A 21,961-nucleotide genomic window follows, 5' to 3' on the forward strand; every position below is an offset into this window, starting at 1 on the left:
ATGTTCAAGAAACTTGCAATCGGCGCCGCGTTTGCTCTGGCACTGACCCCTGCTGCATCCATTGCAGCAGGTGGTGGCGAGCAGCATATCGAAGATTTCGCCTTCTCGTTCGAGGGGCCATTCGGCACCTGGGATCAGCATCAGCTGCAGCGCGGTCTGCAGATCTATACCGAGGTCTGTGCAGCCTGCCACGGTCTGCGATATGTTCCTCTGCGTGATCTGAAAGCGCTGGGCTATTCGGAAGAAGAAGTCATCGCTTACGCAGCTGACAACTTCGAAGTATTCGATCCTGAGCTGGACGATTTCCGCCCGGCGATCCCGACCGACCACTTCCCGGCCAATAACGGTGTCGGCGCACCGGACCTGAGCCTGATGGCCAAGGCTCGCGCGGGCTTCCATGGACCTTACGGTCTGGGCATCAACCAGCTGGTCAAAGGCATGGGCGGTGCCGAGTACATCGCCTCTCTGCTGGACGGCTATACCGGTGAGGAAAAGGAAGAGGCAGGCACTGTCCTTTACGAAAACAAAGCCTTCCCGGGCGGCTGGATTTCGATGGCGCCGCCGCTGTCGGACGAACAGGTTGAATTCGCCGATGGCCACCCGGCCACAGTTGAAGCCATGTCCGAAGACGTCTCAGCCTTCCTGATGTGGGCGGCTGAGCCGAAGATGATGGAGCGTAAAACCGCGGGCTTTGTCGGCGTGATCTTCCTAACCGTACTTTCGGTGTTGCTCTATCTGGTCAACAAGCGCCTCTGGGCACCGCATAAGAGCAAGCTTCGTAACGAAGATTGATCCTTTCCGGGATATTGATATCGAAACCCCCGCGCCATCTGGCTGCGGGGTTTTCTTTTTTCAGATTCGCTTAAAGGGGCCAGCCCCTTCTTGGCCTTTGGCCAATTCATCCCCGAGGTATTTTTGGCCAGATGAAGAACGGATCAGGCGGTGAGTTGGGTGAGCGTCTGCCCGATGATCGACGCAGTCACGATTTGACCTTCGGGTTGGGGCGCTTTGAATGATACCTCGGTGAATTGTTCGGTTCGGCCCAAATGAGGGTTCTCCATCAGGATGTGATGGGTTTTTCCGATTTGTTCTGACAGGTGCTTCTGAATCTGAGCGTCACCGGCAGCGCGCAGGCGGGCGGCACGGTTTTTTATGACAGTTCCATTCACTTGCCGCGATATGCGGGCGGCTGGAGTGCCTTCCCGCTTGGAGTAAGGGAAAACGTGCAGCCAGGTCAGATCGCAATCCGTGACCAGTCTGAGTGAGTTTTCAAAATGATCATCGGTCTCAGTCGGGAATCCCGCGATGATGTCGGCGCCGAAAGTCATTTCGGGGCGCAATTTCCGGGCCTCTTCAGTAAATCGGATGGCGTCGTCACGCAAGTGGCGGCGTTTCATGCGCTTCAGAATCAGATCGTCGCCATGCTGCAGTGACAAGTGCAGATGTGGCATCAGTCGCGGCTCGGTCGCGATGGCTTGCATCAAATTCTCATCGACTTCGATCGAGTCGATCGAGCTGATCCGCAGGCGTGGCAGATCAGGCACCAGCTTGAGAATACGCATCACCAGATCGCCCAGCTTGGGCTGAGCGGGCAAGTCGGCCCCCCAGGAGGTCAGATCGACCCCGGTCAAGACCACTTCGTTATACCCTTTGTCGACAAGCCTCTTGATCTGATCCACCACAACGCCTGCGGGCACGCTGCGTGAGTTGCCCCGGCCATAGGGAATAATGCAGAAGGTACAACGGTGGTCGCAGCCGTTCTGGACCTGCACATACGCACGTGAGCGTGTGCCGAACCCATCAATCAGATGACCGGCCGTTTCGGTGACCGACATGATGTCATCAACCTGAACAGCTTCGGTTTCTCCAATGAAATCGGCCGCCATGCCTTTCCAGGTCTCGGGTCGCATCTTTTCAGTGTTGCCGACCACCACATCAACCTCATCCATTTGGGCAAAGGTCTCGGGTTCAGTCTGAGCGGCACAGCCGGTGACGATCAGGCGGGCACTGGGGTTCTCGCGCCGCAGCTTGCGGATTTCTTGCCGGGCTTTGCGCACCGCCTCGGCAGTCACCGCGCATGTGTTCACCACCACAGCGTCTGTCAGACCCGCCTGTTGCGACAGCTCTTTCATTGCCTCGGTTTCATAGGCGTTCAGACGGCAACCCAGCGTGGTGAATTTGGGCGTGTTCATCCCAGCGTCCTCAGGAAGTCAGGCGTCAGCGTGCCCGAGAAGACGTGACATGTTGGGCCGGTCATCCAGACGCCATCGTCGCGCCAGTCGACCCAAAGCGTTCCGCCGTCCAGATCAATCTGTACCTTGCGCCCAGTTAGACCGCGCCGCGCTGCAGCAACGGCTGTAGCACAGGATGACGACCCGGATGCCAGAGTGATGCCAACTCCGCGTTCCCAGACGCGCATACGGATGCGATCCGGGCCGGTAATTTGCGCCACCTGTACATTAGTCCGTTCCGGGTAGAGCAGGTGGTGTTCATAACGTGCACCAAACTCTGCCAACGGAATCGCCTCGGCGTCTTCAACGAAGAAGGTACAATGCGGGTTACCCATTCCCGTTGCTGTTGGGATGCCTTCGATTGGCAATTCCAGCGTTTCCACCTCTTCTGCCAGCGGAACTTCGTGCCACTCCAATTGCGGATGACCCATATTGATCGAGGTGAGCCCATTGTCCGCGTCTCGCGCAAAAAGCGTTCCACGTTCGGTGGTGAGCGTCAGTGCAGATCGACCTGTCTCATCCATAAGCAACCGCGCAATGCAGCGGGTTGCATTACCGCAGGCGGCAGAGGTTGATCCGTCGGAATTATAGAACACCAGATGCGCGTCAGCTTCACCGTTTTCGATAACGGCCAACTGATCGAAACCCACGCCAAATTGTCGATGCCCGATTCCCTTGGCTATGGACGGGGTAATCGGGTCATCGTGTGCACGTGCGTCTACAATGACAAAGTCATTTCCCAGACCATGCATCTTCAAGAAGGGCAATCCGGTATCGAGTCTCTGTTGCATGGCGGGCATATAACGTTGGTCAGAACATGAATCCACCCTGTCACGAAGATTCCTTAAAAAAGGGGTTGACCCTCATGCGCCACCTGCCTAATTAGGCCGCCTATCGGGTCGCCGGAAACACTTGAAGTAACGGCGAAACGAGGCGTAAATAAGGGCTTGAACCCAGTTGGGAAAATGCCTTAAAGAGCGCCACGGATCAATCAGATCCAACAAAAAGAGTGGGCCGTTAGCTCAGTTGGTAGAGCAACTGACTTTTAATCAGTGGGTCGCAGGTTCGAATCCTGCACGGCTCACCACTTTTCATAATTTTTCCTTGCCTTGCTTGGGGTTGGTGTTGGATTTGACGAACCTTTTGTGAAGGTTCGCCAAGTTGCGCTCGCCATTTGGACGGGTAATCAGCTTGCCGATGGCAGAATCGGCCATGCCATCGCGACCTGCGGCCTCTGTATAGCGTTGGACGAGCGCCAGAGTTTTATGGCCGGTGACCGCTCCGATCTCGTGCGCAGTGGCTCCTGCTTCGGCCAAGCGACGCGCGCAGGCTTTGCGCAGGCCGTGAGCGGAGCACTGAGGCAGTTTGGCGCCTTGAGTCCAACGCTGCATGAGATTGCCTAGGCCTCCGGCGGACCGCATCGCGCCTTTCTGGGTTGCTAGGAAAGGGCGATCCTTCGGCAGCTTGTCCAGCACTTCGGCCAAATCTGGGTGGATCGGCACAGATATCAAAACACCACCTGAGCGCTGTGTCTTCTGCCGCCTGTACTCGATCTTGCCGTTGCGGATGTTGTTTGGCCCTAGCTTCACAGCATCGACTCGCGCCGCACCTGTGTAGAGCATCAATGTCACTGCCGTATGCGCCAACGTGTGGGGTTTATGGACCTTAAAGAACTGGGCTAACTCGTCCTCATCCCAGGTATGGAAACCATCACTGCCCACGCGGAACGGCTTGGTCGCCCTTGCCGGGTTGTCGCCGCGCCAATCAAGGGAAATCGCGAAATCCATCAGTTGAATTAGCCGTTTGCGTAAGTTGTTCGCTGCCGCAGGAGTCCCAGCTTTCTCTGCTAAAATCGCCTGTACATGCCTTCGCTGCATCAGTTTTACAGGCTTGTCACCATGCGCTTCGCGGAATTTCTCGACGATCCCGCGATAAACTTTTTGAGTGCTTAATTCGAGATCGAGGAATTGCGGTGAACGGTACCAGAAGGCAACGAGCTGGCTGACGCTGTAAGGTTTAGTTCGGTCAGTGCCAATTTTTCCACGTGATTTATACCCTTGAACTGCCGCTTCATAGCGGCGTACGAAATCCTCTGATCCGTAGCCTGTTCCCAGTTCCGCTGAAAATCCTTTCTTTCGGAACCGCCAACGCCGATTTCGGTGCCGATCAAAATAGGCCGTTGCGCCGGGAAACTGTTTGCGGCGTTTCACGGGCGATCCCACGGGTTAGTACTTTCGTCGGCCTGCTTTTCGGTGCTGTAAATCACGACCTTTCCGTCGCGGCTGATTTCGGAGCGCAGGACAGGTATGCCCGCGTCTCTGTATGCCTTGAGGTATCGTGTTAATTCGGTTTGCGTTATCGACGCACGAGACGTGCTCATTGAGTGATCTTTCGCATCAAAGGTTTGAGTGCGGAGGTTCGCCTATAGGCAAACTCGATTGTTTGACTGCCTTATGTTTGATCTTTGTGGCTTCCCTTTGGAAGCGCTCCCAGCCACTTAAAGTAAGCATCTTGGTTTTCGAAGATATCTCAACAAACTCGAGCCGCCCGTCGTTCATCAACGCTCGAACTTGCGCTGTACTGAGGCCTACGATCTCTCCAAGTTCTTTCGGTGAAAGTAGTTTTTCTCGTGTCAAAAGCTTTTCCTTTTCATAAGGTAGCACGAATCAGGCCATACTCACTTTAGCGCAGTGATCCGAGTACGAAACACAACAAGTGACGCTCAAATGTGCGTATAGCACTCAATTGTGCGCAACTGCAAGAGGAACGATGCCAGCATGGCGGATCGGCCCTATGACTACCTAAGCTCTCTTGGTGCGCGCTTAGCAATCGCGCGCAATGAGCTTGGCATGTCACAAAAGAAAATGGCGGATGCGCTCGGGATTTCGCTTCGCGCTTATCAGAGCTACGAACTCGGGAAACGCTCAATTCCCGTCGAGCGGCTTGTGGAACTGCACCGCATATTTTCCGTTGACCTAAATTGGGTTCTCTTGGGCGTCGATGCGGTAAGACTGAAACACGATTTGTTCGCCCTTGAAGAGTTCGAAGTCGCGCTGGATAAGTATCTATCTGATAATGGGATATCACTAAAAAGCGAAAAGCGCGGGGCCATTGCAGCACGCTGGTATCGTTCTTTCCTAGAGGGGAAGGGAGTGATCATGGATGACGTTCATACTTGGATTGAACTACTTAAGGAGTAGATTTTGGAACAACCAACCGTTCAATGGCAACGCGCTAGAATTGCGGCACTTGAAGGAGCTCACCGTAGAATCCTCGAGCCAGTTGGTAGAGCTCTGTTTAATGGCACAGCAACGGCTACACTTTGCTTTTTAGTGGTTTTTGTCTGGCACAACTTATTCACTTTTCGAGGTATCGGGAATTCGTTGATAATTGAAATTCAACATTTGATCGCCGCATCGTCGATGCTGACAATGTTACTCTTAACTGTGATCGCGTGTCCCGTCGCTCTTATTGATTGGCGCTATCGCCGCGAAATTGAATACGGCTCTAATAGATCATAAAACAAATGAATCTCTTCAATAAAAAAACTATTAAGCGGCACCTTAAGCCTGCAACGATCCCTCACGATCATTACGATACCCTGTCTGCTTGGGCTAGTATGATCCATGACAGTCGAATCTACTCGCTAAAGGAAGTCGCTCTGCATGGGCAGTTCACCTCCAAGATTGTAGAGAGTGTACTAGGTTACCATGGTCCCGCTGGCGGTGCAGATTATACTGTTTCAACCGAACAAACGATCCTGCGAGGCAGTGTCGACTTGGCCCTCGGGCGCTTCGGCGGCCCCAAGCCTGAAATCCTCGCACCGTTCGAGCTGAAGGGCGCAGATACCCGCGACCTTGATGCGATCATGCCTGGCCGCAACAAGAGCCCCGTTCAACAGGCGTGGGAATACGCCATGAACGCGCGCGGCGTGAAGTGGGTTCTAGTGTCTAACTACATCGAACTGCGGCTCTATGGGTTTGGCGAAGGCACATCGGCTTACGAGGTCTTCCGCCTCGACAAGCTGACGGATCCGGACGAATACGCCCGTTTCATGCTTCTTCTCTCGGCCGAAAACCTTCTATCTGGCCGCACGCTTGACCTGCTTAAGGAAAGCCGCCGCGAAGACAAGGACATCACGGACAAGCTCTACCAAGACTACAAAGACCTCCGGTTGAAGCTGCTCCATGCAGTGCAAGAGGCAGACTCGTCAATCGACGCGCTCGACGCGATTGCCTTCGCGCAGAAGATCCTCGACCGCGTGCTTTTCATCGCCTTTGCAGAAGATACTGGCCTTCTGCCCGACAACACGCTTAGAGACGCGTTCTCGCACGTTGACCCCTACAGCCCGCGCCCAGTTTGGGAAAATTTCAAAGGCCTGTTCCGCGCTATCGACGCAGGCCGCAACGAAGTTAGGGACGCAGAAGGCAAGGTCCTCGTCCCGGCCATCCCGCGCTACAACGGCGGGCTGTTCCGCACGGATGAAGTGATCGACCGCCTCATCCTGCCGGATGCCATCTGTGAAGGGTTCAAGACGCTGGGCGAGTATGATTTCGCCTCCGAAGTCTCCGTCACGGTTCTAGGCCACATCTTCGAACAATCCATCGCCGATGTGGAACGCCTGCAGGCCATCGCGCGGGGCGAAGAGGAAGAACTGGAAAAGACCAGCGGCACCAGTGGGCGACGCAAGCGGGACGGGGTGGTTTACACCCCTGACTACATCGCGCGGTTCATCGTGGCTGAAACCCTTGGCGCGCACCTGAAGGAAGCCTTTGAAGCCATCCTGCGCGATCATGCCAAAAAGGGCGCGGATGTGTCCGACTATGCCGCCATCCCGTGGCGCAGGAAATCGGCCGAGTTGGAAGCCTGGCAAGCCTATCGTGATCGCCTACGAGCTCTTCGCATTGTTGATCCCGCCTGTGGCTCGGGCGTGTTTCTGGTGATGGCTTTCGACTTCATGAAAGCTGAGCTGACCCGCGTTAATGACAAGATCAAGGAGCTGCTGCCCAAGGCCGAACACTTCGGCGATCTGCTCGACTACTTGCCGGACAGTGAAATCCTGTCGAACAACCTCTTCGGCGTCGATGTGAACGCGGAAAGCGTCGAGATCACCAAGCTGTCGCTTTGGATCAAGACCGCGCGGCGCGGCAAGGTGCTGGACAGTCTGTCGGGCAGTATCCGCGTCGGTGACAGCCTGATCGAGGACAGCAACTTCGCCTATCTCGATCACGCCTTCACTTGGGAAACCGCCTTTCCCGAGGTCTTTGCCGAAGGTGGCTTTGACGTAGTGCTGGGCAACCCGCCCTATGTGCGTCAGGAGCTTATCTCCAACCTTAAGCCATATTTACAAAGGCGATTTGAGAGCTACCACGGTGTGGCTGACCTGTTTTGCTACTTCTACGAGCGCGGTCTCCGTCTGCTGAAGCCGGGCGGTCGCTTGGGCTACATCTCGTCGAACACCTTCTTTAAAACCAACTCAGGCAAACTATTGCGTGAGTACTTGTTGAAGAATGCAACGGTTGAAGGCGTGGTCGATTTTGGTGACCTGCAGGTTTTCGAGGGCGTCACAACCTATCCCGCGATCCTTGTGCTTAAGAACGGCTCCGCGCCAAAAGACCATGAACTCAGGTTCTGGAAAGTGGAAGCGCTCCCAGAAACGAACTTTATTGCAAGCTGGGAAGCCGCTGCGGGACCGTTCACACAATCCGGACTGGATTCTGGGTCATGGCAGTTGGAAAATCGGTCACTCAGAGCCCTCAGAGAAAAGATTTGGGGCGGAAAGAAGACCTTGAAGGATGTATATGGGGCACCATTTCGCGGCATCGTAACGGGCGCAAATCCTGTCTTTGTTATCGGTACTGCGACCAAGGAACAGCTTTGCGCAGAAGACCCGCGATCTGCAGAGCTTTTGAAGCCATTTCTTGAAGGGAAGGATTTGAAACGCTGGCGCGCAGAACCAAGCGGTAGGTGGCTGATATTCACGAGACGCGGCCTCGATATTGAGTCCTATCCAGCGATCAAAGCTTACTTGCATAGCCATCGCGAAAAACTGGAACCGAAACCTGAAGGATGGACGCCACCCAAGCCGCGAGACAAATGGCCTGGCAGAAAATCAGGCACATACCAGTGGTTCGAAGTGCAAGACACGATTGGCTACCATGCGTCATTCTCACACAAAAAGATCATCTATCGGGACGTTTCGCGGCAAGCATCGTTTGCGCTCGACAAAAGCGGACTTCACTTGGATTCGACCGCCTCGTTCATTGATGCAGATGATCCCTTCCTGATCGCGGTATTGAACTCAAGAGTATTCTGGTTTGTACTTTCTGCTCTAACCCCATTGGCTCAAGGCGGTTACCGAAGGAAAAAGAACCAGTACATTGAGCAAGTACCTATCCCCAATGCTTCCGAAGAAGCTCGATCTAAGCTGGCTGTGCAGGTCGAAAAGTGCGGCGACCTAGCGCATCAACGCCTGGCACTCCAAACAGCCCTCACCCGCCGCATCCCCGACCTCTGCCCGCCAGACCGCGAGCCAAAGCTCAACGCCAAGCTCAAGGAATGGTGGACCCTGCCAGACTTCGCCGCCTTCCGGGCTGAGGTGAAGAAAGCCTTCAAGGCCGATATCCCGCTTTCAGAGCGTTCCGACTGGGAAGACTGGATCACCCGCGACCGCGCCGAGATTGCGCGCCTCACCGCCGAAATAGCCCAGGCCGAAGCCAAGATCGACGGCATCGTCTACGACCTCTTCGACCTCACTCCCGACGAAATCGCCCTTCTAGAAAGCGTAGTGTGACATGAGCACCGGGCTGCCCAACGGACGCAACATGTGGATACGCGCCTTTTACGGCTTCGATCCTGAACTGGACGGCTATGTAGGATGGACCAATGAGAGTGGTCAGGCACGCGCCCTGCGTGAACTGAACGATGGCGATCTGATGATGATCTACGGCGCAGCGTCGGGCAACACCAAGAAGTCCATGCGGTCGCACATCCTCGGATTTGTCGAAATCGAAGCGCGCCCAATACGCGATCACGAAAAGGCGTCTGAGGCCTCGCTTAAGGCCAAACGAGAAAGAGGAAACAGCGAAAAGTGGACTTATGGCCTTCCCGTAAGTCGCGCATGGCGTGCGCTCGACAAGATGTCGATCGAGCGCATCGCCCCCGACACCTACGACAAGGACGCTGGCCAAGGTATAGGCGTCTGGGGCCGTGCCTTGACGCCAGACGAGATCGAGACGGCGCTGAAGATCAATGTGACAGAGGTCAACGTCTTCGGTGAAGAGCCGGTTGGGGAGAGCGGTCTGACCAATACCCCGTTCAAGGACGAGTTCTTTCCGTCGAAGGCATTTCCGGGGTCGAGCGGCGAACGCACGTCTACCTACACCGATGGCGAGACGTTTCTGTACCTAGCGAAGTTCGACGGTGACGGTGCTTCCCTGCTGGGGCGCGCCAAGGCATTCGGAAGTAAGTCTGTCGCGCTGAAGATCGGTGTCTCGAACGATCCGGCGTCGCGCTCTGACCAGCTAAACGCAGGCATTCCGCCCGCTGCCAAGGGGCGGTGGCGGATCGAGTTGCAAGCGCCCTTCACGGATCGGAAAGCGGCAGAGACGGCAGAGCAGTTGTTTAAGGATAAATCCGGCAAGCTGGAAAGCCTGGGCGGGGAGTTTTTCTGGGGCGAAATCATGGACGCGATCCTGCTGTTCTCATCGATCCCAGGCGTGTCGCGGTTTTGAGTGAGAGACTTTGATGAGACGATTTGAAATTGATGCAGAGAAACTCCCGGACCTTCCCGGAATGATGCTTGTCGCGGTTGATGCGCTGAAAGACCTCGGCGGGTCCGCGACGATCCAAGAGCTCGATGAGAAGGTGATCGAGCTGGAAGGCGTGACCGAGGCGGAACAGGCCTTTACCATGCCGCGCGATGAAAACCGGACGCGGGTGAACTACTACCTTGCTTGGGCGCGCACCTATCTGAAACGCGGTGATGCGCTGAACAACTCCAAGCGCGGGGTGTGGGCGTTGACCGAGACAGGGTCTGCAATATCCGACCTGAGTGCGACGCAAGCGATCTACGATCAGGTGACACAGGAGGAACGCGAGCGCGCGCGCCTGAAGCGTCTGGCCGCCAAGAAGGCCGACACTGACAGGGGAGAAGAGATTGAGGTCATGGCCGGTGACGGCTTCGCGGACGAGGATGACTGGAAATCGGCACTGTTGGCTGTGTTGGGCAAGATGACCCCCGGATGGGTTCGAGCGCCTGGCACAGCGTCTCTTGCGCGAGGCAGGCTTCACAAAGGTCGAGGTCCGCGGCAAGTCAGGCGACGGTGGGATCGACGGAGTTGGCGTGCTGCGCGTGAACCTCGTGTCATTCCAGGTCTACTTTCAGTGCAAGCGCTGGAAGGGCAGCGTTGGCTCCAAGGAAATCCGAGACTTTTGGGGAGCCTTGCAGGGCCGCGCTGAAAAAGGGCTTTTCATCACCACTGGGCATTTCACTAGCCAAGCCTCGGATGAAGCCACGCGCGACGGCGCGATTGCGATTGACCTCATCGACGGTGATCGGCTCTGCGAGTTGTTGAAGGAAAATCGACTGGGTGTAGCAACTGAGATGATTGAGAGGGTTCAAATTCACCCAGATTGGTTTGAAAGAATTTAAAGCGATAGATGCAGCGGCTTGAGATCATCCGGGCTTTGGCGCGAGATTATCGGCGTTTATGGCTCAGATTATTTGAGACTCAAAGTCGCCACTGGCTCACAATAATTGCGACTGGCGCAGATATTCTGAGACGGGCACAACTCACCGAGACTGAGCAAATCACACCGGGCTTGTGGTCTGAGAACGACTGTTCGCATCGCCAGGCCCGAACTGGTAAGATGCGGGACAATGCGGACTATAACCAAATGTCTGCTGTGCTGCTGCCCGCACGACTCTATCCGCCTCATAGTCAAGTTCCGCATTCACTTCGATATTTCACTCCGCTACGATTGCTTCTATGGTTGTGGCATGTCTCTATGAGGTTGTTTTTTTGAGTAAGGGATTGGCATGGCGCATACAAAACAAGACTTAGCCGACAAGATTGTTGCGCTTGCTACGGCAAATTGGAAAGAGGTCTCGCAGCCTTTATTGCTTAGTCGGCTAGGGCCAGTCTTAAAAGCTGAGGGTTTTGACTACAAAGAAATTCTTGATGGGCAAGGGCTACGTAACTTCATCGACAAAGAAGTAGCCGAGCTGACGGTAGCACAACATCCACAGCAATATGCAAAGGTCGGCGTGCATCCTGTCGCGCAAACCTTTTCTTATTCAGACGCGATTGTTGAGACCAAACCTGAACCCTCAGAGTTCGACAAGCTACGAAAGAACCGACGGGCGTTCTATGGGTTTATTCAAGCAATTTCGGAACTGCCACCTGAAGAGATTGAAAGCGTCAACATTCCTGCACGAGTAATAGTTCGATTGCTTGAAGGTAAGTGAATGAAGGTCGCTATTGTCGTGATAACGCACGACGTAGACGTGCGTGCTTTCTTCGATGAGCAAAAGGGCGCTGTTGTTCCAAGAGAACTGCGCAAGGGCAACGTCGAATATGGTGCGATACCAATAGACGCGGCGTGTAGCGACCCTGAATTAATTAGGGCCTTGCTAGACGCCCACCTTAAACACGATGCCGTTGGTGTGTTAGTTGAAACAGCTTGTTTGTCGCGTTTAAAGGCGTGCCCGTCAGCTTTATTTGTAAAGGCTTTTGAGCCAAATGAAGCTAAAGGGAGTATGAAAAACTACTTTGGCCACAACATGAAACGTTGGCTGAAAAATCTACTGTTTATGTCGCGGACGTTTCGAGACGGTAAGCAAGTCAAATGCCTTTTACTGCCCAAGGGTAGCTTCAATGCGTCAGAATTAGATGAAGTTTTCAATCTATGCAGGACGCAATGTGATTTGGGACAGTTTCCTGAGTTGTTAGAGGCGCAGCTTAAAGCTGTCCGCGACCGAAGCGTTCCAAAGAAGAAAAAGAGCGGAACCCAGCATTTTTTGAAAGACGATAAAGACAGGTTTTTTGAACTCGGTAAGGAGGAGCATGGTCAATCTGAAACCGCTATGCCGCCACATGCCGCTGATTGTGCGTTAACTGCGTCAGCGCGTTTCGGCGTTACGATCAATCGGATGCTGCACTTTAATGTATCATTGGGTGGCGGGCAGATTAGCGGCACGTTTAGAGACTGCCACTTAGCCGAGTTTGTCGTTAAGCCAACCACCCATATCAATATGTTTCCGAACGGGTTCATTCGGTAGCTGGCTCTAAAACGGAAATAGGCGCAACGAAACCGCTACGCCTATCCGAATTCGAGTTACCTAAGTCGAGTTCACATGCTCAATGCGGTCTTAACCAGATCAACGCTCGAAGCCTATCTTTCCGGTTTGCCGATACAATGACGCGGCCTACAAACGATACAAGTATCATCGGCGGGCACACATGATGGCTTAGGTAACGAGTTATATGGACGAAATGGCGTCGTTTGTCAATGCTCGTTGGAGCAATCAAGCACTGTAGGGTGCGCTATGGTTAACGCTTACTGCAAAATTGTACAGACACCACATAGATTATCTGGACACATGCGCATACACAACATTAAGCCATTTTCGACGTGCGTCTAACTCGCCATTCTCGCGACTGGGACAAATAGCTACAAAGGAGTGCCCCGTGAATAGACAGCAGCGCCGACAACTAGAGCGTCAACAGCGCAAGGGTAAGGCAAAAGCAACGATCCCCAGTTATCCACAAGGCAAGACCGAGGTCTACGCATATACAGACGACAACGGTCAGGAACAGTGGCTAGACGTAGTCGGTCTGCGAACTTGGGCTGACGCCCACCTTCCTGTCTTGCGCGTTCCAATAGACTTACGGCGCGTTTCAGATATCATTACCTCCAATGCTATCGACGTCGAACACTTCAAATCGCACACGCTGCCAAACCCAGAAAGCGCCCGTCCGATTCTGATTTGCCAAAACCTCACCACAGGGAATGACCAAATTGTTGACGGCAACCATACATATGTAGCGTTTGGCATGGGTGTCATCATGGCCCAACAGGAAGGTATTGAAATGCCTGTGCCGCCAAGTGCAGCGGGATACATGATCGAACCAGATGCTTGGAAACGATTTGTTGTGCCGCCTGAGTTGCGAGGACCCGACCAACTTAAGTAGGCCGTGCGTCACACCAAACCGCGCGCGATGAACAGATCGCAATAAGCGCTAAATCTCATGAATGGAGACATTCGTGCAAATCGCAGAATCGGCCAGTGTGGGCTCTCTGCTCGAATTCGCCGCGTGCCGCATGAATGGCTGCTGCTCGCAACGGGCACCAATCCGTGGAGCGCTCACAAGGAAAACGCCCGTCATTCTGGCGGTGGCGATGTGCTGCGGATTTCTAGCCTCGACCTTCCGCTTTGCTGCGTACTTCAAAGAAGTTTGTCGATCAGAAAACCGATACACATGCCCAATCGGGTGAGCTAGTCTTCGACTGTGAACTCAACCTTGCGCTTCACGCTAACTAAGGAAGTTCGTTGCGGAATGACTTTGTGATGCTGCAACCTAGTAAGCAATAGCCCGGGAGGCACATCGTGCTGGTCGGCGAAACGTTTAAAGATTTGGGCTTTCATAGTGGGAACATAACTTCCGAATGAGGTGACAAATGCCTCTAGGACATCCATTGGAACAAGTATCTCAGCCGAAAACTGGTCCGCCTCAGCCTCGATGTCACGTTCTCCAGTTCCGCTGTCTTCTTGGTCGATAAACACTGCTTTTTTGCTATGCTCCAAGATGTGGCACGCCTCGTGGAAGAATGAGAACCAAATATTTGCTTCACGCTTCAATCGGTCACTGAGAACAATTACCGCTTTGTCTTTTGTCGCCCAATATGCAGCTCCTCGAAGTCCAGTGTTGGAAACCATGGGTACGAGAGCTACGGAAACACCAACCTCGGCACACTCTGACACCAACTTCTCGGAAATTTTGTCCCAGCGGTCGAGCGAGAGCTTCCGCAAAACAGGAAGTTTGCTTCTGAATTCTTGCTCGGAATAAGGAGCCGTATCTATTCGATCAGCAGCTACCTCAGCACGCCGAAGCCAAACTGCTACTGCATATGGATCGATCCTGTTGTGTCCCTGTTGTTTGAACCGAGAAAGATCCAATCGTTTTTTCCAATGCTCATCCCAAGCCGAAATACTACTAACGCTGAATGCTCTTAATACCGCGTCTACGATCTGTGAGCCCTTAGGTTTTGCGTCTAAGAGCTTCAGCTTGAGCATTTCTGCGATTGGAAAGTTTTTTGCCCATTCAATCGCGTCCTTCGATGTTGCGGCTTCTGTTTCACGGTCACGAAGTTTGGCAAGCTGATGGTTGGCCTCAAGAGCTAGCCAAAAACCCGCGCTCTCACCTAGAACGCGCTCAAACTGCAACGCGGTTTCCGGGGTTATTGCGACCTTCCCAGAAATTATTTCACTGATAGTCTTTGTCGGGCGACCTGTTCGGCGCGCAAAGTCGACGATCTTAATCCCGCGCGCCTCTAGGAAGCGACGCAAATGCTCACCAGGCGCACGCGGTGCGTAATCTGGCTTAAAGTTCTGAATAGCGCTGTCTGTCATACTGTTCCTCCCACAGAAATGACGCTCACGCTTCGGATACTATCCAAACCTTGGTCTGGCCGATGCTCGAACGGCATGAACAATATCTGCCCTGTTCCAGCCCTACCCACTGTAAACATTGGTCTTTTCTGTTCGGCAACTTGGTTTCTAAGTACCGGAGGCGATTTGCTAAGGTCGGCCAATGTCGGCGCTGCATCTAGGTAGTACAAAAGGTCTTTGACGTTCTCGGCTGCGTCTTCTCCCAAAGTATGAACCAAACGGTATCCACTGTTGCACAAGTCCCCTAACGAGCGGGACTCAAACGCCACCTGCATCCGAAAACCTCTAAGCGTCATGGTGGTTGGCCACCTTTTCCATAACGCGTCGTGTAATGGAAAGAGAATCAGATGTCAAAAATAAAAAGTAACATAAAACGTTATGAAAAGCTGTTGACAGAATCAGGCAGGCGGTACAAAAACCATAACAGCAAACGTTATGAAAAGGAGTTTTGCTATGACTCAGAGTTGCACTGCCTACGGTGACAAGTGGGAAATCTATCGCGACAACGCTAGCAACTGGCGCTGGCGCCGTACGGCCTCGAACGGCCGCATCGTCGGCGCATCAAGCGAAGGGTACATGAACAAAAGCGACTGCATTTCCAATGCGAAACGCAACGGCATGGCATGCACGCCGGTCTAAGTTGATCACGCAGCCGCATCGGCTGCGTGACACTCTCAACCAAGTAGAATCCAGCAGAAAGAAAGAAGATGCCGTACTCAACGAACCCGAAAGCACAGATTGCCTGGCGTAAGGCGCGGAAGGTTAGAGGCAAGAATCCAAACCAATACAGACGAGATAATGAAGGGAATCTAATTTACAAATCGTCTTACGGAAAAAACAGCCAAATGGGTTGGCAAGTTGACCACATCATGCCTCGTTCAAGAGGTGGATCTGATGCATCGCGCAATCTTCAGGCCTTGCAGACTGGCGCGAACCAACGAAAGTCCAACAAGCTTCCTAGGGGTGCGCGGAGCAAAAAACGTTACTGACCGCTTTGCGCAGAATGAAAGCTTCGCGGCATAGCAAATGCACGCGAGTAAGGCGATGAAATAGTTTATCAAATTGAGTTTAAGGATGAAAAGACAAGACTGTTGGCTGGTATAGAGTTCGACCAGGCGAGGTCGGATCATGAACAATACAAACGGTAAGGTTTGTTGGTATTCTTTCAAAGCATGCGCAATTAGAGATCAGCGAGTCGCAGGACTTCCCGAATTGAACTTCAACTAACGAGCAGTATCGGTGCTGCAGATCGGTGAAGGTTTGAAACGGTCAAGTGTTAGTATTCACTATCTGTCCCACCTCGATCGCCTTCGCATCCAATCCTAACTCCCTGATCAAAAAACCTTTGTCGCCCCACTTCTGGATGTTGCGCAAGTAGCCGTTGCCTTCGGCATCCATAAACAGACAACGGATGTCGCTGTATTCGCCCCAAACACCTGCAATGGCGATCAACAGGACATCCTTTGGCAAGCAACGCACATTCTCGAAGTCGCGATAGTCGATCCCGAAGTCGAGAGCTTGGCGAAAACTCATGGTGAAGCGTTCATGTGGAAACAACATTGCTTTCCTTTCAAATTAAAGATGGAAGCCGTATTCACGGTCTTGCTCAAGGTACTGTTCGTTCAGCTCTCTTTCAGCTGTGTTTCGGCGGCTCTCGCTAGCTTCAAGCTGGTTTTCAATTTCTCTTCCAACGCCGTGTAGCTCTGCTCTTCGGTTAGCAAGTCGGCCAACGTGGTGACTGACACGAGATGCGATTTCATGAGCAGCTCCACGCACTGCACTAAGCCATTCAATCTGGCTTCGATCCCGGTCGTCGAGCGTTCTTCCAAACTGCGCAATTCCTTGGCTGAGGTCTCGCAAGCCGTCACCAACCGCTCGACGCAAGCGAGCAAATCGCGCTCCAAGGCTGTCAGAGGCTGATCCATCTAGTTCGGCTCCACTCTGATGCAGGAAACCAACCGGCTTGCCACCGAACAGGTGCGCATGCTCGACGTCTCTGACGGCAGGATCAAATAAGTCGCTTGCTCGTGCAGCACCGTCTGAATGCCCAACCTCTCCAATTGCGTCGTGGTCGCAATCGTAGAAAGCTTCCAACTCCAAAGAAAGGTCAGCCCTGATGTTGCTGCGATCAGTACCAGACAGACAGTCGCCATAGCCCAGGGTGAAATCCGTAGCAATCGTTTGATCGTGTCGATGTGACGCTGCCAGGTCGTCCCGCTCCAATCCAGAAACATGCGGGTATCGGCTTCGATTGTATTCTGCGCGCGTGTCACACACTCCTGAATATCGTTCCTGAAGCTCTGCAATTGAGACTCCATCAAGGCGGCGTGTTCCTTGCGGATCTCTTCCAGATCCGTATTCAATTTCTCGCTCAGCCGAGTCGGCTTGCCAGTCGTCACGGAATATTTCTCCTTTCAATCGCCAGCGTTCGCCGGTCTCAGGGTCCTTGGCAGTGATGTAATTCTTGCTGGCGCGGGGGATGTCATAACCAACATCCGTCAAGGTATCGATCATGCTGGCGCGGTCAGTGATGGCGCCGATGCTGATCTGGTCGAGGATCCAGCGGTGCAGGTCTTCGCGGCCTTGCGCGCGTGCCGGGGTCTCCAGAGTCGCTTGCACTTCTTGCGCCCGCTCTAGCTCCATCGGATCAGCCCAGCCGTGCGTCTTGTTCATCAGGTCACGTAGGCTGTCGTAGGCTGACTGATAGCCTGGAGGCGCGATGTTGAGGCTCTTGCCTGTTGTCAGCTCCAAACGTGGCGTGCAGAAATGTAATTCAATGCGATCTTCGTGGCTGTGGCGGACCCAGAGCATATCGAATTGTTCACCGTCCAATCCCGCAAAGGCCAGCTTTTCGAATGCCTCCATTACTTCGACTTGTTGAGCTTCTGTAGGCGCATCTTCGTCGGCAAAACTGATGACGCCCGCGCGGTAGGTCCATTGGTTTTGGCTCGCGTCGATCAGTGCTTCAGTGCGGCTAGGGTCACCACGAAAGACTTCAGGCAGTGGGTCGCGCGCGACCATCACTGATTGACCATCGGCGTCACGGATCAAATCGCGATTGGCATCATAGGCCAGCACCTCACCCGCAACGAGATAGCCGACTGGTCCAGCGCCTACACCTTTTCCGTTGGGAAAGAACTTGATCAGCATCGCCGCGCTACTTCGATAATCTGGGCAAGTTGGCGCTCGATCACGACCAACTGGCGGGCCACGGCCAACGCATCAAGATCAACTCGACCATCCAGCAGCGCACGGTTCACAAACCTTGCGATCTGGTTGAGGTTGCCACCGATGCGTCCAACAGCCAGGACCAACGCTGGATCAACGCGCGGTGCGGGCTTGCGACGACGGGCTTCGATCAGGCCAAGCGCCTCGCGCAAAAGCGTCGCGGCGGGGACGCCAGCAGCCTCGGCCTTGGCGCGAAGCTCAGCCTTCTCAGCAGTTGTGCACCGAAAGACAAAGGTCTCGGTCAGCGGCTTTTTGGCGTGGGGCTTGCCCCCGCCGGTGGGGTTCGAAGGGGAGGCTTGCCACCCATCGCAAGGTCCCGTGTCAGCAACGCCAGTGTATGACATGGGTCGCCTTGCTCCTTGCTCAACTCGCATGGCGCACTTCCAGCTCAGATGGCTCGAAAACGGTCCAACCCTCCTTGATGAGCCAATGCTGCCAAGCGGGCCAGTCGTCTTTGTTAGTTGGCGGGAACCTGTCCGGAAGCCAGTATCCGCTAGCGCCGTTCTCCCAGGCAGCTGGCAGGGTTCTGTCAATCCAGGTTCCAAACATGCGTTCTGTGAACACTTCCCATTGGCGACAACCGAATGATGATCGCGGAACGAATACAGCCTGCGGTGCACCCCTGCGCGCCGAGGCGGATGGCCCTCCATCCGGCAGATCCGGCTCAAGCGCGGTTTTTTGTTCTTTGGATTGTTTAGTCTCTATATAGGAAAGATCACCTGTGAGCCTCTTTTCACCCACGGTTGACCCCTTTTCAGTATTCAAAAGGCTCATTGGTGCGCCCTTTTTTTGGGGGCGGAATGGGATGATTTTGGAGGGCGCGCGAAGGTCATATTTGGTGCAGTTTCCGGCACCACGCCCTTCGGTTCGAAAGAGCCAACCGAACTCAACAAGCTGTCGAAGGCATCGCTTGATGGTTGCTAATGACATACCCGCCAAAAACTCGTCCAATGTGTTCAGCGATGGATTGAGCTGGCCAGTTTTGTCGTTGGCGAACTGAACGGAAAGCGCTGATGCGACCGCTTTTGTAGATGAATTGAGGTCGGCACATTGCAGAACAGCTTTCAGCCATTCAAAACGGTTAAGCTTAGGCATGTGCACCTCCCGCGATTGCGGTAAGGTCACCTTTTTGATAAGTTGAGCGCGCAGAAAGATTTGCATTGCCGTTGAGGTGGGTGGCCGCCCCCTCAGCGGTTTTTCTTTGAGTTGCACCGGCTTTTTGGTTCGCCAAGCACTTAATTTCTTTAGTAGTTTCAATACGCCATTTTCGGTGGTTCGTCAGTTTAAGTCGTTGATTTCTTTGTGCAGGTCCACTCCTGCACGGCTCACCACTTTTTTAAGTGTGACAAATGACACGTGATCGTTCCTTTGCGACACGGTTTCTTTCCTTTGGGGGAAGCCCGAGCTGCCTTGCTTGGTGTCACGCGCTATGAGTGTTGAACTTGCTCGCCATCGCGTCTTAGATTGCCTTGCCGCAAACAGAAAATGCAATGTGGGTTTATTCGGGCGAAACAAGGTGTTCGTGTGTGAGCGCGGTCCAACAGGGTCTTCCGAGTTACTCACGCTGATACATGCAGATGATCGCTATGGCGATAGATTTTGGTATGGCCACGTATCAAGACCACTTGGGTCCCCGAACTACATTGCTGTTCTCGTTTGGTCCACAAAGCTGGTTAAGTGTAAGATCGGCTCGGATGAGATCACGCAGGTTGAGAAGTACGCTTTCACTATCGCCAATGACGAGCGCTTCCGTTCTGTGAAGACACGTTGGAGCTTCTGGGTGATATCCAATGATATGGACGATTATGCAGCTACAAAGACCCGGCAAAAAGACCAGCCGCCTGGTCGCGTGTTTATCTCAGACGACGGTAACGTCGAGGTATGGGTGAAAAGTTGGGCTGAGGTCCTAAACGCTTGCAAGGCCCGAATGCATTTTGTCCAGGAGCAGTTGAAGGCCAACGTCGATAAGGACACTGCATTACAGTACTTAAAAAGGACCTATGACAAATACCTGGTAGGGATAGCCGAAGAGCATGCGGAGGATTCAGAAGTAGCAGAGGTCGAATCTTAGGGCCCACATACTCAGAAGTGCCTATGCGAACCTCACGCCGTAGGAGTATGTACTCCAGCAGTGCCAATGTCTGCTTCACGGATGTGACAACGCGCATGTCGCAGCTGCGGCGAATAACTGCTTCCCACCCACCTGTTGAAGCCACATGCCCTTTTGGGCCAGGCGCCGCGATGGTCGTTAACGCACACTTGAGATTTTACCTGCCAATCGGCATTGTGGCCTGCGCCCAATCGAAGCTCAAGGTTTCTTGGAGTCCAAACTTACGTGGTCTCTAAGCATTTCAAGGATCCCGTTGCGCAGGTCGTCCCTGGCGTAAGTTACTGTGAGCAGTGCTTGATCAATCTTTTCGTCGTCGCCGGTGGAAAAGGCTTTCTTCAGCAATGCAAATTGAGCTTTGTTATCCTTTGCGAACGCGTACTCTTCTTCGATGCTATTGATGGCATGGATGCTCAGACGAGCGCGATTGATGAGCCACGGCCGATGCAGCCGGTCCGTGAATATGGTCGACCGAATTCGGAGGGCAAGCTCAAATGACGTTCGTCAATCAAGCCAAAGCGAAGCATTTGAAGATTTTGAAGGATGCTCATTATGAATTTCCACGGACGCATCGGCTCAACGAAGCAGTTGAATGGGCATTCACAGACTATTTCGTCAACGCAGAAATTCGACAGGAAACAGGAAAGGGGTTTGAGGCCAAAGCTTTGCTTGTCGTTGGACCCTCGCGTGTGGGAAAGACCGCAGAGATCGACAAGATTCGCTACGAGCTGGACCGTTGCAAGCTATCGATGCCGGATGGGCGTCCTGCGAAAATGGTCAAAATTACACTGCGCGGTATTTCATCGTGGAAATCGCTTGGAACACACACATTAAGCGAGTTGGGTTTCAATAGCAGAAGCTCTTCGAACCAAAGCCAGATTTGGGATCTTGTCGCATTCCATGCCCAAGCCCATGGGGTGGTTTGCATACACTATGATGAATGTCAGCACATCTTTTCTGGTAAGTCAGCCGATGTGCAAGACAATCTGATTGACTGTTTCAAATCACTCCTCAAGCAACCTGCCTGGCCCCTTATGCTCGTGTTTTCCGGCGTGCAGCAGCTCAAAGAATTTATCCTGCGGGAAGAACAGCTAAGGTACTTAGTCAGGACTGTCACTTTCAATGAAATAGACCCCCTTTGCGAAGAAGATCTGATCGAGCTGAACAAGCTTTGCTTCGCCTACGCCGACCGCGTCAGCGTAGATTTTTCGGAGATCAGCAACTCAGATTTTCACCAAAGGCTTTCATTTTCTTGCGCTGACAGATGGGGTTTGGTCATAGAGCTCTTGATTGAGGCCCTAACACTGGCCAAGACCGAGAACCAAAGCAAGATTGAAAAACGGCATTTCTGCAGAGCATTTACTGACCGATTTGAACTCAAGCCAAACCATTCACCATTTTCGGTTGAGCAGTATGAAGAGTTCTTCCGTCGCGAAGCTATCTTGGAGATGTGGTTGCGCGATCAAGACTAAGCACTTCCAGAAGTTATGCTGCGACACCCGCTTTCAGCGGGTGTTTTTTTGTCGGCCTACATGTGTTTCTACAAGGTTATGAGTTTCGCCTGCACACATATGGTTAAATAGCCGATAGTTCTGGAATTTCATTAATATTATCAACTAGTTAATCGCATTTCGTTTGGAGCGGGTCAAAAATTGCACTCTTATGCGTTACTGACATTAAGACGCAGAGATATGCAAGCCGTGGGGTGCGAGGCGCGTCGCG

The 21,961-nt window shown here is 53.3% G+C and carries 22 protein-coding genes, 1 tRNA gene and 1 pseudogene; 16 read left to right on the forward strand and 8 right to left on the reverse strand.

Features of this window, described 5'->3' with window-relative positions; translation table 11 throughout:
• Entirely contained in the window at window positions 1–792 is a 792-nt protein-coding gene (locus tag Q0816_RS13930; protein ID WP_298851575.1) for a cytochrome c1, read from the forward strand.
• A 143-nt stretch (window positions 793–935) separates the two neighbouring features.
• On the opposite strand, the gene mtaB is transcribed toward Q0816_RS13930, so the two are convergent.
• On the reverse strand, window positions 936–2,192 hold the full coding sequence (mtaB, locus tag Q0816_RS13935; RefSeq protein WP_298851576.1) for a tRNA (N(6)-L-threonylcarbamoyladenosine(37)-C(2))-methylthiotransferase MtaB: 1,257 nt from the start codon (window positions 2,190–2,192) through the stop codon (window positions 936–938).
• On the reverse strand, window positions 2,189–3,031 hold the full coding sequence (gene dapF, locus Q0816_RS13940; protein ID WP_298851578.1) for a diaminopimelate epimerase: 843 nt from the start codon (window positions 3,029–3,031) through the stop codon (window positions 2,189–2,191). The genes mtaB and dapF overlap by 4 nt, the downstream gene beginning before the upstream one ends.
• Window positions 3,032–3,242: 211 nt before the next feature.
• On the opposite strand from dapF, the gene Q0816_RS13945 reads away from it, so the two are divergent.
• Window positions 3,243–3,318 (forward strand) — tRNA-Lys (locus tag Q0816_RS13945).
• A 4-nt stretch (window positions 3,319–3,322) separates the two neighbouring features.
• Here the strand turns inward: Q0816_RS13945 and Q0816_RS13950 are convergent.
• Window positions 3,323–4,441 carry a tyrosine-type recombinase/integrase gene (locus tag Q0816_RS13950; protein ID WP_298851580.1) on the reverse strand — a complete coding sequence of 373 codons (1,119 nt, stop codon included), beginning with the start codon at window positions 4,439–4,441 and terminating at the stop codon, window positions 3,323–3,325.
• A gap of 567 nt (window positions 4,442–5,008) precedes the next feature.
• Between Q0816_RS13950 and Q0816_RS13955 the strand changes: the two genes are divergently transcribed.
• The 9 genes and pseudogenes from Q0816_RS13955 (at window position 5,009) to Q0816_RS13995 (ending at window position 13,426) form a co-directional block, all read left to right on the forward strand.
• Entirely contained in the window at window positions 5,009–5,431 is a 423-nt protein-coding gene (locus Q0816_RS13955; protein WP_298851583.1) for a helix-turn-helix transcriptional regulator, read from the forward strand.
• A 3-nt stretch (window positions 5,432–5,434) separates the two neighbouring features.
• Window positions 5,435–5,752, forward strand: a complete 318-nt coding sequence (locus Q0816_RS13960; protein ID WP_298851588.1) for a hypothetical protein — start codon at window positions 5,435–5,437, stop codon at window positions 5,750–5,752.
• 5 nt (window positions 5,753–5,757) lie between these two features.
• Window positions 5,758–9,024 carry an N-6 DNA methylase gene (locus Q0816_RS13965; protein ID WP_298851590.1) on the forward strand — a complete coding sequence of 1,089 codons (3,267 nt, stop codon included), beginning with the start codon at window positions 5,758–5,760 and terminating at the stop codon, window positions 9,022–9,024.
• A 1-nt stretch (window position 9,025) separates the two neighbouring features.
• Window positions 9,026–9,964, forward strand: a complete 939-nt coding sequence (locus Q0816_RS13970) for a GIY-YIG nuclease family protein (RefSeq protein WP_298851592.1) — start codon at window positions 9,026–9,028, stop codon at window positions 9,962–9,964.
• Between the two features lie 64 nt (window positions 9,965–10,028).
• Window positions 10,029–10,262: pseudogene (locus tag Q0816_RS13975) on the forward strand (winged helix-turn-helix domain-containing protein); the annotation flags it as partial.
• A gap of 241 nt (window positions 10,263–10,503) precedes the next feature.
• Window positions 10,504–10,884: a restriction endonuclease gene (locus Q0816_RS13980; protein WP_298851594.1), complete on the forward strand. Its 381-nt coding sequence runs from the start codon at window positions 10,504–10,506 to the stop codon at window positions 10,882–10,884.
• 387 nt (window positions 10,885–11,271) lie between these two features.
• A complete protein-coding gene (locus Q0816_RS13985) occupies window positions 11,272–11,700 on the forward strand; it encodes a hypothetical protein (RefSeq protein ID WP_298851596.1) in 429 nt (142 codons plus the stop codon).
• On the forward strand, window positions 11,701–12,513 hold the full coding sequence (locus tag Q0816_RS13990; RefSeq protein ID WP_298851598.1) for a hypothetical protein: 813 nt from the start codon (window positions 11,701–11,703) through the stop codon (window positions 12,511–12,513).
• 409 nt (window positions 12,514–12,922) lie between these two features.
• Window positions 12,923–13,426 (forward strand): hypothetical protein, encoded by a 504-nt coding sequence (locus Q0816_RS13995; RefSeq protein WP_298851600.1) that lies wholly within the window; start codon window positions 12,923–12,925, stop codon window positions 13,424–13,426.
• Window positions 13,427–13,731: 305 nt separating this feature from the next.
• Here Q0816_RS13995 and Q0816_RS14000 read toward each other — a convergent pair whose 3' ends face one another.
• Complete coding sequence (locus Q0816_RS14000) at window positions 13,732–14,865, reverse strand: HigA family addiction module antitoxin (RefSeq protein WP_298851602.1); 1,134 nt, start codon at window positions 14,863–14,865, stop codon at window positions 13,732–13,734.
• A gap of 492 nt (window positions 14,866–15,357) precedes the next feature.
• Between Q0816_RS14000 and Q0816_RS14005 the strand changes: the two genes are divergently transcribed.
• Together Q0816_RS14005 and Q0816_RS14010 are read left to right on the forward strand one after the other, a co-directional pair.
• Entirely contained in the window at window positions 15,358–15,543 is a 186-nt protein-coding gene (locus Q0816_RS14005) for a DUF1508 domain-containing protein (RefSeq protein WP_298851604.1), read from the forward strand.
• 206 nt (window positions 15,544–15,749) lie between these two features.
• On the forward strand, window positions 15,750–15,893 hold the full coding sequence (locus tag Q0816_RS14010; protein ID WP_298851930.1) for an HNH endonuclease domain-containing protein: 144 nt from the start codon (window positions 15,750–15,752) through the stop codon (window positions 15,891–15,893).
• A gap of 280 nt (window positions 15,894–16,173) precedes the next feature.
• On the opposite strand, the gene Q0816_RS14015 is transcribed toward Q0816_RS14010, so the two are convergent.
• The 4 genes from Q0816_RS14015 to Q0816_RS14030 are packed head-to-tail and all read right to left on the reverse strand — an operon-like array spanning window position 16,174 to window position 19,227.
• On the reverse strand, window positions 16,174–16,464 hold the full coding sequence (locus Q0816_RS14015; RefSeq protein ID WP_298851606.1) for a hypothetical protein: 291 nt from the start codon (window positions 16,462–16,464) through the stop codon (window positions 16,174–16,176).
• Between the two features lie 15 nt (window positions 16,465–16,479).
• Window positions 16,480–18,054, reverse strand: a complete 1,575-nt coding sequence (locus Q0816_RS14020) for a relaxase/mobilization nuclease domain-containing protein (RefSeq protein ID WP_298851608.1) — start codon at window positions 18,052–18,054, stop codon at window positions 16,480–16,482.
• Window positions 18,048–18,476, reverse strand: a complete 429-nt coding sequence (locus Q0816_RS14025) for a plasmid mobilization relaxosome protein MobC (RefSeq protein WP_298851611.1) — start codon at window positions 18,474–18,476, stop codon at window positions 18,048–18,050. Before Q0816_RS14025 ends, Q0816_RS14020 begins: the two co-directional genes overlap by 7 nt.
• Window positions 18,477–18,495: 19 nt before the next feature.
• Window positions 18,496–19,227 carry a hypothetical protein gene (locus Q0816_RS14030; protein ID WP_298851613.1) on the reverse strand — a complete coding sequence of 244 codons (732 nt, stop codon included), beginning with the start codon at window positions 19,225–19,227 and terminating at the stop codon, window positions 18,496–18,498.
• Window positions 19,228–19,561: 334 nt separating this feature from the next.
• Between Q0816_RS14030 and Q0816_RS14035 the strand changes: the two genes are divergently transcribed.
• The 3 genes from Q0816_RS14035 (at window position 19,562) to Q0816_RS14045 (ending at window position 21,711) form a co-directional block, all read left to right on the forward strand.
• Window positions 19,562–20,203 (forward strand): hypothetical protein, encoded by a 642-nt coding sequence (locus tag Q0816_RS14035; protein WP_298851615.1) that lies wholly within the window; start codon window positions 19,562–19,564, stop codon window positions 20,201–20,203.
• A gap of 333 nt (window positions 20,204–20,536) precedes the next feature.
• Complete coding sequence (locus tag Q0816_RS14040) at window positions 20,537–20,737, forward strand: hypothetical protein (RefSeq protein WP_298851617.1); 201 nt, start codon at window positions 20,537–20,539, stop codon at window positions 20,735–20,737.
• Complete coding sequence (locus tag Q0816_RS14045) at window positions 20,734–21,711, forward strand: AAA family ATPase (protein WP_298851619.1); 978 nt, start codon at window positions 20,734–20,736, stop codon at window positions 21,709–21,711. Before Q0816_RS14040 ends, Q0816_RS14045 begins: the two co-directional genes overlap by 4 nt.
• Window positions 21,712–21,961 lie beyond the last annotated feature (250 nt).

It is taken from the genome of uncultured Ruegeria sp., from assembly GCF_947497005.1.
In the GTDB taxonomy this organism is placed as follows: domain Bacteria; phylum Pseudomonadota; class Alphaproteobacteria; order Rhodobacterales; family Rhodobacteraceae; genus Ruegeria.

Bases quoted from the DNA above. Each gene is read 5' to 3' on its own strand.
- Q0816_RS14035 (WP_298851615.1), top strand. From the start codon at position 19,562: ATGAGTGTTGAACTTGCTCGCCATCGCGTCTTAGATTGCCTTGCCGCA.
- Q0816_RS14000 (WP_298851602.1), bottom strand. From the start codon at position 14,865: ATGACAGACAGCGCTATTCAGAACTTTAAGCCAGATTACGCACCGCGT.
- Q0816_RS13965 (WP_298851590.1), top strand. From the start codon at position 5,758: ATGAATCTCTTCAATAAAAAAACTATTAAGCGGCACCTTAAGCCTGCA.
- Q0816_RS13985 (WP_298851596.1), top strand. From the start codon at position 11,272: ATGGCGCATACAAAACAAGACTTAGCCGACAAGATTGTTGCGCTTGCT.
- Q0816_RS14025 (WP_298851611.1), bottom strand. From the start codon at position 18,476: ATGTCATACACTGGCGTTGCTGACACGGGACCTTGCGATGGGTGGCAA.
- Q0816_RS13990 (WP_298851598.1), top strand. From the start codon at position 11,701: ATGAAGGTCGCTATTGTCGTGATAACGCACGACGTAGACGTGCGTGCT.
- Q0816_RS14045 (WP_298851619.1), top strand. From the start codon at position 20,734: ATGACGTTCGTCAATCAAGCCAAAGCGAAGCATTTGAAGATTTTGAAG.
- Q0816_RS14030 (WP_298851613.1), bottom strand. From the start codon at position 19,227: ATGCCTAAGCTTAACCGTTTTGAATGGCTGAAAGCTGTTCTGCAATGT.
- Q0816_RS13955 (WP_298851583.1), top strand. From the start codon at position 5,009: ATGGCGGATCGGCCCTATGACTACCTAAGCTCTCTTGGTGCGCGCTTA.
- Q0816_RS13970 (WP_298851592.1), top strand. From the start codon at position 9,026: ATGAGCACCGGGCTGCCCAACGGACGCAACATGTGGATACGCGCCTTT.
- Q0816_RS14010 (WP_298851930.1), top strand. From the start codon at position 15,750: ATGGGTTGGCAAGTTGACCACATCATGCCTCGTTCAAGAGGTGGATCT.
- mtaB (WP_298851576.1), bottom strand. From the start codon at position 2,192: ATGAACACGCCCAAATTCACCACGCTGGGTTGCCGTCTGAACGCCTAT.
- Q0816_RS14020 (WP_298851608.1), bottom strand. From the start codon at position 18,054: ATGCTGATCAAGTTCTTTCCCAACGGAAAAGGTGTAGGCGCTGGACCA.
- Q0816_RS14015 (WP_298851606.1), bottom strand. From the start codon at position 16,464: ATGTTGTTTCCACATGAACGCTTCACCATGAGTTTTCGCCAAGCTCTC.
- Q0816_RS13930 (WP_298851575.1), top strand. From the start codon at position 1: ATGTTCAAGAAACTTGCAATCGGCGCCGCGTTTGCTCTGGCACTGACC.
- dapF (WP_298851578.1), bottom strand. From the start codon at position 3,031: ATGCCCGCCATGCAACAGAGACTCGATACCGGATTGCCCTTCTTGAAG.
- Q0816_RS14005 (WP_298851604.1), top strand. From the start codon at position 15,358: ATGACTCAGAGTTGCACTGCCTACGGTGACAAGTGGGAAATCTATCGC.